Origin of the sequence: Anaerotignum propionicum, assembly GCF_024461735.1 — a bacterium.
GTDB lineage: Bacteria > Bacillota > Clostridia > Lachnospirales > Anaerotignaceae > Chakrabartyella.
On sequence record NZ_JANGAD010000001.1, the window covers coordinates 84,885 to 99,438 of the forward strand.

16 protein-coding genes are annotated in these 14,554 nt (G+C 39.0%); 15 read left to right on the forward strand and 1 reads right to left on the reverse strand.

The window, feature by feature from the left end; genetic code table 11:
- Positions 1-363: 363 nt before the first annotated feature.
- From NE558_RS00510 to NE558_RS00575, 14 genes are all read left to right on the forward strand, one after another.
- Positions 364-1,005 (forward strand): sigma-70 family RNA polymerase sigma factor, encoded by a 642-nt coding sequence (locus NE558_RS00510; protein WP_256147960.1) that lies wholly within the window; start codon positions 364-366, stop codon positions 1,003-1,005.
- Positions 1,002-2,072: an anti-sigma factor family protein gene (locus NE558_RS00515; protein ID WP_256147961.1), complete on the forward strand. Its 1,071-nt coding sequence runs from the start codon at positions 1,002-1,004 to the stop codon at positions 2,070-2,072. Before NE558_RS00510 ends, NE558_RS00515 begins: the two co-directional genes overlap by 4 nt.
- Positions 2,073-2,527: 455 nt before the next feature.
- Positions 2,528-3,655 carry an ATP phosphoribosyltransferase regulatory subunit gene (locus NE558_RS00520; protein WP_256147962.1) on the forward strand — a complete coding sequence of 376 codons (1,128 nt, stop codon included), beginning with the start codon at positions 2,528-2,530 and terminating at the stop codon, positions 3,653-3,655.
- Entirely contained in the window at positions 3,648-4,274 is a 627-nt protein-coding gene (hisG, locus tag NE558_RS00525) for an ATP phosphoribosyltransferase (protein ID WP_256148350.1), read from the forward strand. Before NE558_RS00520 ends, hisG begins: the two co-directional genes overlap by 8 nt.
- Before the next feature lie 9 nt (positions 4,275-4,283).
- Complete coding sequence (gene hisD / locus NE558_RS00530) at positions 4,284-5,567, forward strand: histidinol dehydrogenase (RefSeq protein WP_256147963.1); 1,284 nt, start codon at positions 4,284-4,286, stop codon at positions 5,565-5,567.
- Positions 5,564-6,628, forward strand: a complete 1,065-nt coding sequence (gene hisC / locus NE558_RS00535; protein ID WP_256147964.1) for a histidinol-phosphate transaminase — start codon at positions 5,564-5,566, stop codon at positions 6,626-6,628. Before hisD ends, hisC begins: the two co-directional genes overlap by 4 nt.
- A 10-nt stretch (positions 6,629-6,638) precedes the next feature.
- Positions 6,639-7,226 (forward strand): imidazoleglycerol-phosphate dehydratase HisB, encoded by a 588-nt coding sequence (hisB, locus tag NE558_RS00540; protein ID WP_256147965.1) that lies wholly within the window; start codon positions 6,639-6,641, stop codon positions 7,224-7,226.
- Complete coding sequence (hisH, locus tag NE558_RS00545; protein WP_256147966.1) at positions 7,227-7,838, forward strand: imidazole glycerol phosphate synthase subunit HisH; 612 nt, start codon at positions 7,227-7,229, stop codon at positions 7,836-7,838.
- A gap of 643 nt (positions 7,839-8,481) precedes the next feature.
- On the forward strand, positions 8,482-9,207 hold the full coding sequence (gene hisA, locus NE558_RS00550) for a 1-(5-phosphoribosyl)-5-[(5-phosphoribosylamino)methylideneamino]imidazole-4-carboxamide isomerase (protein WP_256147967.1): 726 nt from the start codon (positions 8,482-8,484) through the stop codon (positions 9,205-9,207).
- Positions 9,204-9,962, forward strand: a complete 759-nt coding sequence (hisF, locus tag NE558_RS00555; RefSeq protein WP_256147968.1) for an imidazole glycerol phosphate synthase subunit HisF — start codon at positions 9,204-9,206, stop codon at positions 9,960-9,962. The genes hisA and hisF overlap by 4 nt, the downstream gene beginning before the upstream one ends.
- A gap of 11 nt (positions 9,963-9,973) precedes the next feature.
- Entirely contained in the window at positions 9,974-10,624 is a 651-nt protein-coding gene (gene hisIE, locus NE558_RS00560) for a bifunctional phosphoribosyl-AMP cyclohydrolase/phosphoribosyl-ATP diphosphatase HisIE (RefSeq protein WP_256147969.1), read from the forward strand.
- Entirely contained in the window at positions 10,621-11,463 is an 843-nt protein-coding gene (locus NE558_RS00565; protein ID WP_256147970.1) for a histidinol-phosphatase, read from the forward strand. Before hisIE ends, NE558_RS00565 begins: the two co-directional genes overlap by 4 nt.
- Before the next feature lie 317 nt (positions 11,464-11,780).
- Complete coding sequence (locus NE558_RS00570) at positions 11,781-12,329, forward strand: glutathione peroxidase (protein ID WP_256147971.1); 549 nt, start codon at positions 11,781-11,783, stop codon at positions 12,327-12,329.
- Between the two features lie 105 nt (positions 12,330-12,434).
- Positions 12,435-12,881, forward strand: a complete 447-nt coding sequence (locus NE558_RS00575) for a MarR family winged helix-turn-helix transcriptional regulator (RefSeq protein WP_256147972.1) — start codon at positions 12,435-12,437, stop codon at positions 12,879-12,881.
- Positions 12,882-13,632: 751 nt separating this feature from the next.
- Here NE558_RS00575 and NE558_RS00580 read toward each other — a convergent pair.
- A complete protein-coding gene (locus tag NE558_RS00580) occupies positions 13,633-13,845 on the reverse strand; it encodes a cold-shock protein (RefSeq protein ID WP_256147973.1) in 213 nt (70 codons plus the stop codon).
- A gap of 217 nt (positions 13,846-14,062) precedes the next feature.
- On the opposite strand from NE558_RS00580, the gene NE558_RS00585 reads away from it, so the two are divergent.
- Positions 14,063-14,188 (forward strand): hypothetical protein, encoded by a 126-nt coding sequence (locus NE558_RS00585; RefSeq protein ID WP_256147974.1) that lies wholly within the window; start codon positions 14,063-14,065, stop codon positions 14,186-14,188.
- Positions 14,189-14,554 lie beyond the last annotated feature (366 nt).

Genomic DNA, 14,554 nt, shown 5'->3' on the forward strand with positions numbered 1-14,554 from the left:
AACGAATGAAAATTGGTGATTTACTATAGGTCAATGTGTTATTTGCGAAAAAGGTTTAAAAGGCTTTACTAAAGTTATAATATTTGTTTTTTGCAAATGAAAAGGTTAAAAAGTGAATTGCAGGTTTCACATTTAGGAATGCATTGTGGGGCACCAAAGATAGTAGAAAGTGAAATAAAAATTGTATTTGGTAGGAACAAAGAGGTGTTAATACCGTCTAAACAATTTTATTATTCTACTGGAAATAATTTTCTTAGTAAAAAGACATAGAAAAAGGGATATTTCAAAAAAATGCTTTTGATTCTCTTTGCAATCTATATTATGATGGTTGTATAGAAAAAAATGAAATGGGGGTGATCCAAAATGGCGATAGAGGCTTCCGCGGAACAGGGGACGAAACTGCTTATTTCCAGAGCAAAGCAAGGGGATATGGCTGCATTTGAACTGCTGGTGGAACAGCATGAAAAAATTGTTTATAATGTTACGCTCAGAATGATGAACCATAGTGAGGATGCAAAAGATATCTCTCAGGAGGTATGGATAAAGGCATATCGCAGTATAGAAAATTTTGATGAACGCTCTGCTTTTTCCACTTGGATCTATCGAATTGCGGTGAATACCTGCATTGATGAAATGAGAAAACGAAAAGGGAAGCAATGTTTTTCTTTAGATAATGAGCTTGAGGATGATGAGGGAAGCTGGAAACAAGAGGTTGCAGATAACAGCGACACCCCGGAAGAAAGCTTGATGCGCAAAGAAATGAAAAACGAAATTGTGACGGCGTTAGAAGCAATCTCAGAAGATTATAAAACTGTATTCGTTTTAAGGGATATGCAAGGGCTTTCCTATGAGGAAATTGCCGATATTACAGGCTTGGCATTGGGAACAGTGAAATCTCGAATTTCAAGAGCCAGAAATCATTTAAAAGAAGAAATCTTAAATATTTGGGAACGAAACGGCAGGAAACCTCGTCATAAGAATAGAAAGGAGGGAAGCAATCCATGAGCTGCGAAAAATGCAGGGAATTGTTGTGGGAGTATTTGGCACAGGAATTAACGAAGGAAGAGACAGAATTTGTAGCATCACATCTGAATGAATGTGGGGACTGTCGGGAAGAAGCAAAGCAGCTAGAAAAGATTATGGATTCCATAAAAAGCCTTCCAGAGGAGGAACTGCCCCAAGGGTATCATGACGAACTGATGGGAAAGTTGGCTGCGGAGGGTAAGGTTGTAGCTTTAACCCCTCAGAAAAAGCCTAAATATAAATGGAAACAATTCGGATTGATTGCAGCAGGAGTTCTTCTGGTTGCTGCTTTCGGTGGTACACAAGGAATTTTGAATATGCGTGGGCAAAAGGATATTGCACAGAAAATGGCCGTAGACAGTGAATGGAATCATCAGGATGATTTTGTTGGGTCACAAAATGCAGACGTACCAGAAGCTGATTTGAAAATAATGCAGGCAGATGAAACAGCACCTGAAATGAGAATGGCGAAACAAGCAGAAGATACTTCGCCTGAAATGCAAATGGCGAAACAGGCAAAAGGTAATGAGACTGAAAAGCAAATGACAAAACAGGTAGAAAGCAATGTGCCTGAAACCCAAAATAACCAACAGGTAGAAGAAAAGATAGCAGTGCAAGAACCTCTAACCAAAGAGGAACAGAGTGGTGGGGAAAACACACAGCTGGAACAGCCCAAGCTGTCCGGTATTCTGAAGGCAGAGGCTTCTGTGGATGAAATGTCTGATGAGGTAAGCCCTCAGCTAGCTCGGACAGAGGCAAGAGGAATGTTAATTGCCGAAAATGATGAGACCCCTCAAGTCGTTCAGCAGGTTATCCTGACTGTGGAAAATAAAGAGGGCATGTTGAATAAAATAAGAGATTTGGGGACCTCTCTTGGAGGATATGAGGGAGAGAATACCTTAGCAGATAGCATAAAAATATTTGTACCATCAAACAAAACAAAGGAATTCATGGACGGATTAAAGGCATTGGGACAAACTCGTTCTATGGAAGAACCTTCTCAAAATACAGAATTCATACTTTTTGAAGTGACTGTTGAGACAAAGTGAAAATAAGCGCTTTTTTCTAATATAGGAAGAAGCGTTTTTTTGTTGCTAATATTCTGACATTACATTTTTCTATTGGTAAAAATACTCTTTTTTAGGTACCTCAATGAAGCTCCTTCATTTTCCAATGATCATATCTATCGTAAGAATACATCTCCCATTTGGGTTCTGATACCTAATATCCGGATTTGTTTTCTTCAATCTAATCACTTCTGAAGGCGGCTAATCAAAATTTCATGCTTTGTTACATTTCATAAAAATAGTAAACATGTCTTTTCTTAGTTATAACCATAAATAGTATACCAAATTGGTAATTAGAAACCCATATATATCAATTTGTATAAAAAAATGGAGAGATAAAAAGGTCTTTCAGCAAAGGTGATAAACTTTAGTGTTCTACTTGACTAAAGTGGTAAACTGATATAAGATTAAAGTAAATTGACATACGGAGGTGCAACATGACATTGCCGAAAATGCTTTTGAAAAAAGAAGAGGAAGTTATCTTTCGTTTGCGAGCTTTATTTGAGCAGTTTGGATATAAGCAATTTAAGATGAGCAAGTTTGAAGAATACGATTTTTATGCGGAGAACAGAAGCTTTTTAAGCTGCGAAAATATTTTGACATTCAGCGGTTTAGATGGAAAACTGTTGGCGCTTAAGCCAGATGTAACCCTTTCTATTGTAAAAAATACAAAAGGCAATGATAAAGTGCCTGAGAGAGTTTATTACAACGAGAATGTTTATAGGGTGAGAAAAGGCTGGGGAGAATTTAAAGAAATTATGCAGGTGGGGTTAGAGTATATTGGCGAGGTGGATCGCTATGCCACACTTGAAGTCATTCGGTTGGCTCAAAAAAGTTTGGAAATTGTCAGCCATGATTATATTATGGATATTTCCCACATGGGCTTTGTAATGGGATTGATTGAAGAGCTAGGGCTAACCATTAGCCAAAATGAGGCTTTGCTCAAAGGGATCAGTGAGAAAAATATACATAGCATTCAGACCCTTTGCAAGCAATTCTATGTTAAGGAGGACATAGAATCAGCCTTGGTTTCAATGGCTTCATTATATGGCTCCATGGATGATTGTCTGGAAAAAGCCAAGGCACTTTGCTTAAATGAAAAAATGAAGCTGGCTTTGGAGGAGCTAGAGGGAGTATTCTTGGCTCTTAAGAGCAATGGAGGCAGTGAAAAAATGAAGCTGGATTTCTCTGTTGTCAACGGTATGGATTATTATACGGGTATCATCTTTCAGGGCTTTATCAATGGTGTGCCAAGTGGGATTCTTTCCGGAGGGAGATATGATAATTTGGTTCACAAACTAGGGAAAAATTGTGATGCAATCGGCTTTGCCGTCTATCTGGATTTATTAGAGCGCTATGATACGCCACAAAAGGAATATGATACAGATATTTTATTGTTGTATGAAGAAAACACGGATACAGGGGCATTGCTAAAGGCTGTTGAAATGCTGACAGATAATGGGCAAAGCGTGATGGTACAAAGGCAGAACAATCAAACGGTCAAATATAGACAGCTGTGGAGTATGAAGGAAAGGGGGCTTGAAATCATTGCAGAAAATGATTAATATAGCTTTGCCAAAGGGCAGGCTTGGTGAAAAGGCTTATGGCGTTTTTGAAGAAATTGGCTATGGCTGTCCTTCTATTCGGGAAACAAACCGCAAGCTGATTTTTGAAAACGAGGAAAACGGTGTTCGTTATTTTTGGGTAAAGCCCTCAGATGTGGCAGTTTATGTAGAGCGAGGGGTTGCCGATGTGGGGGTTGTGGGCAAGGATATTTTGTTGGAGCAGTCCTCTGATGTTTACGAACTATTAGACCTTGACATGGGAAAATGCCGCATGGCGGTGGCAGGAAAAAAGGGTGGCAGAATAGATACAGACCGAACCCTACGAGTAGCCACAAAATTTCCCCATATTGCTAGGGAGTATTATAGAAAACAAAGCTTAGAAATAGAAATCATTGAGCTCCACGGTTCCATTGAAATTGCGCCGATTTTGGGAATGTCTGATGTGATTGTGGATATTGTGGAAACTGGAACAACCCTTTTAGAAAATGATTTGGAACCATGGGAGGATATTGTTCCAATCAGTGCAAGACTAATTGCAAATAAAGCCAGCTATAAATTTTTGAATGAACCTATTCGTAAAATGTGTGAAACAATGAATGAGGTTATTAAGACATCCTGAGGTGAAACTATGATAAAACAGTATACTTATAATGAGATTCATATTGAAGATATTTTTTCCCGTGGAGAAGAAGACAATAAAATAGCCGATGTTGTTGCAGACATCATCGCAACAGTGCGCCAAAAAGGAGATAAGGCTTTAAGAGAATACAGCTTACGCTTTGATGGAGCCGCCTTGGAGGAAATGGAAGTTAGCCCTGAGGAAATACAAAAGGCATTCAATGCGGTAGATAAAGAATTTATTTCTATTTTGGAGGATGCGGCAGAGCATATTCGTGGGTATCATGAAAAGCAAAAACGTGGTGACATGATGTATATGCCAAGAGAGGGCGTTATTTTAGGTCAGAAAATAACTCCCTTGGAGAAAGTTGGTTTATATGTCCCCGGAGGAACGGCAAATTACCCATCTACGGTTTTAATGAACGGTATCCCCGCTAAAATTGCAGGCGTTAAGGAGATTATCATGGTGACGCCGGCAAAAGGCGGGAAAATCAATGCTGAGGTTTTGGCGGCGGCTAAAATTGCAGGGGTAGACCGTATTTTCAAAATCGGCGGTGCCCAGGCCATTGCCGCTTTGGCATATGGAACAGAAACCATTCCAAGGGTGGACAAAATTGTAGGGCCGGGGAATGCCTTTGTTGCGGAAGCCAAAAGACAGGTTTACGGAAAGGTCTCCATTGATATGATTGCAGGGCCCAGCGAGATTTTAGTGATTGCCGATGGTCAATCGGATGGAGCAGTGGTTGCGGCGGATTTATTGTCTCAGGCAGAACATGACACCATGGCAAGTGCTGTTTTGATTACCGATAGCAAGAAATTAGCAGAATCGGTTTCGGCATGTTTGGAGGAGCAGATTCCTCTTTTGCCTAGAAAAGATATTGCAAGAAAATCTATTGATGATAACGGGAAAATAATTCTGGCAAAAAGCATTGGAGAAGCCATTGAAATTTCCAATCAGATTGCTCCCGAGCATTTGGAGTTGTGTGTAGATAACCCCTTCGAATATTTGGCTCAAATTCGTCATGCAGGCTCCATTTTTTTGGGTAGAAATGCTCCTGAAGCACTTGGGGATTATTTTTCGGGCACAAACCATACATTACCCACAGGGGGGAGTGCACGATTTGCGAGCCCCTTATCAGTGGATGATTTTATAAAGAAATCTTCTTTTACATATTATACAAAGGATGCGTTATCAAAAGAGGCCGAGAAAATCAACACCTTCGCCCAAAGAGAGGGCTTAACTGCCCACGGGAAGTCAGCCATGATTCGTTTTGAGAAGGAGGTGGAGAAATGAGCCGTTTTTTGAGCCCCAGATTTGAAGCACTAGAGGCATACACCCCTGGGGAACAGCCTCGGGATCAGCAATATATTAAGCTTAATACCAATGAATCACCTTTTCCACCTTCCCCAGAGGTAATAGAGAGGATCAATGCTGACGAAGTGAGGCGATTGCATTTATATCCCGACCCAGAAGGAAAATTCTTAAAGGAAAAGCTCGCGAAGCTGTATGGCGTGGAAAAGGAAAATATTTTTCTTTCCAATGGCTCCGACGATATTTTGAATTTCGCATTTATGGCTTTTTGTGATAATGAAAGAGGGGCCGTCTTTCCTGAGATTAGCTACGGATTTTATCCTGTTTATGCTGATTTATATCAAGTGCCCCATATGAAGATTCCCCTTAAGGAGGATTTCTCCATTCATTATAAAGATTATTGCAATGTCAATAAGATGGTTGTCATAGCCAATCCAAATGCACCTACGGGCATGGAAATCGGTCTGTATGAAATAGAAGAGATTTTGAAATCAAACCCCCATCATGTGGTTCTGATTGATGAGGCCTATGTGGATTTTGGTGGAACTTCAGCTGTTGGTCTTGTGGAGAAGTATCCTAATTTGATGGTATCCATGACCTACTCAAAATCTCGTTCTATGGCTGGGGCTAGGCTTGGCTTTGCCATTGCATCAAAGGAAATCATTGAAGATTTGGAAAAGATTAAGTTTTCCACAAATCCCTATAATATTAATCGCCTAACCTTAGTGGCAGGAGAAGCAGCGGTGGACAGTGATTTTTACTATAAGGAAAATTCTAAAAAAATTATTGCAACCAGAGAAGCAACGGTAAAGGCTTTAAAAAACCTAGGTTTTATAGTTTTAGACTCAAAGGCAAACTTTATTTTTGCGAAACATGACAAAATTTATGGTGGAGAGTTTTATGCAGAGCTTAAGAAAAAAGGCGTATTGGTTCGCCATTTTGAGAAAGAAAAAATAAAAGATTTTGTGAGAATCACCATTGGGACGGATGCGCAGATGAAGATATTTTTACAGAAAACTGCAGAAATTTTAAACGAGAGGTAGGAGGATTTCCATGGGAAATAGCGTAATTTCAAGAAAGACAGCGGAAACGGAGATTAACCTTTCTCTTGCTTTATATGGCACAGGTAAAAGTGATATCTCTACAGGTTGTGGATTTCTGGACCATATGCTCACCCTTTTTGCCAAGCATGGGCGGTTTGATTTGGCGGTAAAATGCAAAGGAGATACTTATGTGGACGACCATCATTCAGTGGAGGATATCGGCATTTGCTTGGGCATGGCTTTTGCAGAAGCACTGGGTAAGGGGGCAGGAATCACCAGATATGGACATATTATTTTGCCTATGGATGAGGCATTGATTTTAGCGGCAGTAGATATTTCTGGCCGTGGACATCTGGAATATGGCTTGGTAATTCCCACAGAGAAGGTGGGCACCTTTGATACACAACTGGTGGAGGAATTTTTGATTGCCTTTACCAGAAAAAGCAACATTACCTTGCACGTGCAACAGATGGCAGGGAGAAATTCTCACCACATTATTGAAGGCACATTTAAGGCGATTGCTCGCTGTTTGGCAATGGCGGTAACCATTCAAGAGGCTTATCGGGATGAAATTCCTTCTACGAAAGGGGTACTGTGAATGATTGCAATTGTAGATTACGGCGTAGGAAATTTGTTTTCCTTGAAAAGCTCTCTGGGGGTCATCGGTGCTGAGGTGGAAGTTACAGGGGATGCTGAGGTTTTACGCAACAGCGAAAAAATTATACTTCCCGGTGTTGGTGCCTTTGAGGACGCCATTGAAAAGCTTCGTAAAACAGGTTTGGATAAGGTGATACTGGAGGAAGCGGCAAATGGAAAACCTTTACTGGGTATTTGCCTAGGAATGCAGATGCTGTTTGAAAAAAGCTATGAATATGGTGAGCATCTTGGCCTGGGGTTGATTGAAGGCAGTGTAAAGTCCATTACTCCTGTGGTTGGAGATGCGTTGAAAGTCCCTCACATTGGTTGGAATGGTCTAATCTTTTCAAAGGAAAAAAGTGTTTTATACCGCTACGTAGAAGAGGATGAGTGCGTTTATTTTGTCCATTCCTTTGCGGCAATGGATTGTGATTCTGCAGTAACGGCAACCACGGAATATGGTGCAATGCTAACCGCATCTGTTGAAAAAGGGAATGTATACGGAACCCAGTTCCATCCGGAAAAAAGCGGTGAGGTAGGGCTTAAGATATTAAGGGCGTTTTGTGAGTTGTAACAGGCATAAGACCTTGGGTTTCACCCAAACCCATCCGCTTTTTGAAAAAAGCGGAGCAAAAACTTTTATATTAAACTGTGTAAACACGGGTTTGTAAAGGGTCAAGGGAGGAAGTCCCTTGTGGGCAGTTGGAGCAAAGCCCCAAGGTCTTAGCTTTTAACTTGGGTTGAGCAAATACTTTATATTAAACTGTGTAAACATGGTTTGTAAAGGGTCAAGAGAGGAAGTCCCTTGTGGGGCGTCGGGGCAAAGCCCCAAAGTCTTAGCTTTTGCATATGTTTCACCCAAACCCATCCGCTTTTTGAAAAAAGTGGAGCAAAAACTTTTATATTAAACTGTGTAAACACGGTTTGTAAAGGGTCAAGGGAGGAAGTCCCTTGTGGGGTGTTGGGGCAAAGCCCCAAGGTCTTAGCTTTTGCACAATGTTTCACCCAAACCCATCCGCTTTTTGAAAAAAGCAAGCGAAGTAAATCTTTTATATTAAACTGTGTAAACATGGTTTGTAAAGGGTCAAGGGAGGAAGTCCCTTGTGGGGAGTTGGGGCAAAGCCCCAAGGTCTAGGGTCTAGGGTTTATAGTGTGGTTCGGCCTGAAGCCCCAAGGTCTTATGTTTTGTGGTTGTTTGAATAGAAAGTGAGGATTTTATGAAGCTTTTTCCAGCAATTGATATTATTGAAGGATGCGCCGTAAGGCTTGTAAAAGGTGATTACGCACAAAAGACAGTCTATAGTAAAGAACCCGTTTCTGTTGCCAAAGGCTTTGCAGAAGCCGGAGCAACTTATTTGCATTTGGTGGATTTAGAAGGTGCTAAGGATGGGGGCACTCCAAATTTGGAGATAATCCGAGAAATTGTGAAAGAAAGTGGACTTTTGGTTGAAGTGGGTGGCGGCATACGTTCGGAGGAAACCATTCAAAAATATTTGGAGGCGGGAGCTTTTCGCGTTATACTGGGTACGGCGGCTGTGGAGAATCCTGATTTTCTAAAAGACATGGTGAGTAAGTATGCCGATAAAGTTGCAGTTGGTGTTGATATTAAGGAAGGTATGGTAGCGGTAAAGGGTTGGACTGAGCTTTCACAGGAAAGTTGCTTCGATTTCTGCGAAAAGCTTGAAAAGATCGGTGTGAAAACCATCATATGCACGGATATTTCGAAGGATGGCCTCCTTGCTGGTACAAACTTGGCTTTGTATCACCAACTGTCAGAAAAATTCAGAGTGGATTTTGTTGCTTCAGGCGGTGTGACCACCCTTGCAGATATTGAACAACTACAAAAAATAGGGCTTTATGGTGCAATTTTAGGAAAAGCCCTATATACAGGAAATATTGATTTAAAAAGTGCCATCGAGTTAACAAAGGGGGAACGCCAATGATTACAAAAAGAATTATACCTTGTCTGGATGTAAGGGATGGTCGTGTGGTAAAGGGTGTTCACTTCCAAGGGCTTGCCGATGTTTCCTCCCCTGTTTCATTGGGAAAATTTTATAGTGACAACGGTGCCGATGAACTGGTTTTTTATGATATTACCGCTTCAGTGGAAGGCAGAGGTCTGTTTACTGATATTTTGCGTCAAGTTGCCTCTCAGATTTTCATTCCCTTGACTGTTGGAGGTGGCATCAATGCCATTGAAGATTTTGACCGCGTTTTAAAATGTGGTGGGGATAAAGTAAGTGTAAATTCAGGAGCAATTAAAAATCCAAACCTAGTTTTAGAGGCGGCAAAAAAATATGGAGACCAATGCGTGGTTTTATCAGTTGACATGAAGAGGGTAGATGGGAAATTCATGGTTTTCGCAAAAGGTGGCAGAGAAAATACTGGCATGGAAGGGCTGAGCTGGATTAAGCGCTGTGAAAAAATGGGCGCAGGAGAAATTGTTGTAAACAGTATAGATACCGACGGCGTGAAGAAAGGCTTTGATTTGGAAATGCTTGAGGCGGTTTGCGATATTGCTTCTGTACCTGTGATTGCATCCGGGGGCGCTGGTTGTGTGGAGGATTTTGTGGATTTGTTTCATGCTTTGCCTAAGGTTGATGCAGGCCTGGCAGCATCTATTTTTCATTTTGGTGAGGTAACCATTCCTAACCTAAAAAGGACTTTGGCAGAGAATAATATTATTGTAAGAAGATAAGGAGAAAAGGTATGCTGAATATAGAGGAACTAAAATTTGATGATAAAGGTCTGATTCCTGCTGTGATTGTGGATGCAAAAACCAAAAAGGTATTGACTTTGGCATATATGAACAAGGAAAGCCTCCAAATTAGTTTAGAAGAAGGCAGAACCTGTTTTTGGTCCAGATCCAGACAGGAGCTGTGGCGAAAGGGCGAAACATCGGGGAACGTGCAAAGAATTGCTTCCATTATAGCGGATTGTGACAAAGATGCCTTAATGGTTGTGGTTGATAAAAATGGTCCTGCCTGCCACTTAGGTGCGGATTCTTGCTTCCATAACCCCGTTTTTATTCAGGATAGCCATGAAAGGTTTTCAATGGATAGCTTGATGGAGTTGATTGAGGGAAGAAAGGCAGAAAAAAAAGAAGGCTCCTATACAACTTATCTATTTGAAAAAGGGACAGATAAAATTCTAAAAAAGATTGGGGAAGAGGCAACGGAGGTTATCATCGCCGCAAAAGACAACGACAAACAAGAAACCATTTATGAAATTGCTGATTTAGCGTATCATGTGATGGTACTTATGGTAGAAGCAGGAATCTCCTTGGAGGATGTTCGAAGTGAATTGGCTTCCCGCCATGTAATCGACCATAAAGTGAAGCAGGAGAAGATGACAAAATGATACCTAAAATGAATTTTCATACCCATTCAACCTTTTGTGATGGAAAAAATACGCCTGAAGAAATGGTTTTGGCGGCCATTGAGAAAGGATTTACGGCACTGGGTTTCAGTGGACACAGCTATACCTTTTTTGATGAGGCCTACTGTATGAGCAAAAATGGCGTAAAAGAATATCAAAAAGAAATCCTACGGCTGAAGGAAGTCTATGCCCCAAAGATTGCTGTTTATTGCGGTGTAGAACAGGATTTTTATTCCCGAGAACCTATTTCTGATTTTGAATATGCCATAGGTTCTGTTCATTATATCAAAAAAGGGGATCAATATTTGCCTGTGGATGAAAGGGCGGATATCCTGGAAAGGGATATTCGAGAGGTATTTTCTGGTGATTCTTATGCATATGCAAAGGCTTATTTTGAAACTGTAGCTGAAGTTTTGAAAAAAACAGGAGCAGACATTATTGGACACTTTGATTTGCTAAGTAAATTTAATGAGAATCAAATTTTTTTTGATACAGAAAACAAGCGATATTGTGAGTATGGAATTGGTGCTATAGAAGCCTTAATTCCTTATGGAAAACCCTTTGAAATAAATACAGGCGCAATTTATCGGGGATTTCGTAAACAGGCTTATCCCTCCATCCATTTTTTGAAAGAAATCAAAAAACGGGGGGGGAAGATAATTTTGTCCAGTGACAGCCATGATTGCAATTCTTTAGGCTTTTGTTTTGAGGATATGGTAAAGCTAGCCACAGAAATTGGTTTTCAATCTACGTTAATTTGGACTAGAAATGGTTTCGAGGAAGTGGGTTTAAAGAATACAGTACTAAAAGATAATTATTAATTGAAAAACCAAAAATCAAAAGTTTTTACATGCTATGTCATTCATATTCTCCTCACAATTTTTGTAATGTTGTGAGGATTTTTTTATTTTTTTATACTGGTTAGTTTAAAGTTATTTATCTTAAACAAAACATTAAGTTAATTCATTTTCATCTACATTATGCCGGTATAATAAGAGATTTTTTCCTAATAATACAGAAAGAAGACATTATTTTTTAATTTAAATAGGTCTTGACAAAACAAAATTAATTGCGTAAAATATAATTGTAAAAAATATAAATTGAATTTTATTAATTAATATAATTGGAGGTATGAGATATGAGTATTTACGATTTCAAGGTTCAAGCAAGAGATGGCAGCGAGGTTTCACTGAATGATTATAAAGGCAAGGTGCTTTTGGTAGTAAATACTGCCACAGGTTGTGGTTTTACTCCCCAGTATAGCGATTTGCAAAAAATCTATGAAACTTATCATAAAGACGGACTGGAAATCTTAGATTTTCCTTGCAATCAATTTGCAGATCAAGCCCCTGGTTCTGATGAGGAAATTCATACTTTTTGTACAGGGCGTTTCGGAATTACCTTCCCACAGTTTTCAAAGGTTGATGTAAATGGGGAGCAGGCAATTCCTTTGTATCAGTGGCTTACACAAAACACAGAGTTTGGTGGATTTGATAAGCTCCATCCCCTAGGAATACTATTATCAGGTATGCTCAAAAAGCAGGATTCTGAATACAAAAAGAGCAGCTCCATCAAATGGAATTTTACTAAATTCTTGATTAATCGTAATGGAGAAATTGTTGAACGTTTTGAGCCAACTGCTTCTATGAAAAAAGTGGAAGAAAGAATCAAGGAAATACTGGGATAAAATTATATTTATTAAGATATAAAGCTACTGCTCCGTGCGGGTTGCTTGTGAACATTGATTATGATAAACTAAATTGTTTAAAATGCAATTTAGGAGGTTCTAATTATGAATGAAGAGTATGATATGTTAAAGTTAGAAAATCAGCTTTGCTTTCCTCTATATGCTTGCTCTAAGGAGATCATTCGTCGATATAAACCCTATCTTGATCCGTTGGATTTGACGTATACCCAGTATATAACAATGATGGTTATGTGGGAAAAAAGTGAGATTACAATCAAGGGATTAGGAAATATTCTCTATCTTGATTCCGGAACTTTGACCCCTGTGTTAAAAAAACTGGAGACAAAGGGTTATATTTCCCGTGAACGATCACAGGAAGATGAGAGAAATGTATTCGTCATAATTACGGAGAAGGGGCAAAAATTGAAGGAAGCTGCTGCGGAGATTCCTATCAAGCTGGGTGCTTGTGTGAAACTTTTACCTGAGGAATTTCAGCAATTGCAAAAACTCTTGCATCAGGTGCTTTCTGGATTGGAGATTAACTTACCTTAACTAAATGAATAAAAATTAGAAAATCACACTAATTTTCAAAGAGAACCACTTCCTTTTTAGGGAAGTGGTTTATTTTGTATGGTTAAAATGGGGTTGCATATTTGGGAGTAGTTTAATGTCTACAATCAATACAATAATACTAGGTGATACTATTTATAAACACTGACCTTGGGCGCTGATGAAAACAAGTGCCCAAACTACTAAAATCAATAAGTGCATATATGTTTGAAGATAATGATAAGGTGTTAAATTGAAATTTTTTAAAAAATAGTTTAAGGGATGGAAGTAAATGAAGATCGAGAATAACATACCATAAAACTTTAAGTTTTTTTAGATGTGTTGTAATGAGTGCAAAGTGAGTTTAAATAAATATTATGACTAAATTGATCACTTGGACAATCGTTTGTGTGATTTCTTCATATAATGAATTAGGGGGTGATACCAAAATGATAATGTTACCGATGGACTTGTAGCGTGGAGGTGATCCCTTTTATCTCGTCTTTGAGTACAGACGTTAAACAGGCTCTTTTTTAATTCACAGATTCAAGAAAAGACAATATAACCAAAAGGGTTTAGAGCAAAGGGAATGGAAGTAAAGATATAAAGTGGGTTATGTAAAGGACCATGCTAATAAAGGCAGCAACGGAGTCTATTTAGGTGCTAAGATGAGTTAGAAATATGAGAAGAGTGCAAGCAGGAGCTTTTAAAGAAAATAAAAAAGCCACCCTAAAGGGTGGCAAATGAAAAAGGTTTAGTTCGCACAAACATTGATAGCACGTGTTTTGCGGCTATCCTTTGGATCAGCTTCTGTATCAAAAGTTACAGCCTGGCCTTCATTTAAAGATTTAAAACCATTTGTCTGGATAGATGAGAAGTGTACAAATACATCTTCGCCACCATTAGCGGGTGTGATAAAACCAAAACCCTTGTCTGCATTAAACCATTTTACTGTACCGTTATTCATAATCAGTACCTCCTAAAAAATATTATCTCGGGCATATAAATAAAAAAAGTTCTCAAGAATTAGTCAAATAATAATTATCGACTAGGACTTAAGAACGAATAATCATATATACGAAATTAAACTTAGTATACACCAATAAAAAAGGATTGTCAAGAAAAATTTTACAGGATTGAAATAGATATATAGATTCATGTGTTTTGAGAGGTGGTTAAGTGAGTTGGAGATTATCAGATACAGGTTTATAGATAAACTTTCATGGGATGCTGTAGCATATAAGATGGGTGAGAACAACACAGAGGATGGAATGAGGATGGCTGTTTCAAGATTTTTTGAAAAAAAGTAAAAGTTATTGGGTATGTTCGTTTTCAATATAGTAAAATAGTACTAGAAAGAAGTGTATGATTTAATAAACCCTCCTCGGGGAAGGGCATCGAAAGGTGTCTTTTTCTGTGGAGATAACTTTATCTGAAAGATATACTTCTGGAAAATTTTGTGTTATACTAAAAATAAAGGCGGTGTTTAATATGGGTGACAAAAGTCCCAAAAATAAAGAGACAAAGAAGAAAAAGGAAACTGTAGACAACACTGGCAGCACTGTAAAACAAGGTGGAAAGAAAAAGAAAAAAACGTATGATTAACAGATAAACCGACATTTAACCGTGTCGGTTTTTTCATGATATTATAATAACGTGAAAATTTAACAACTCCC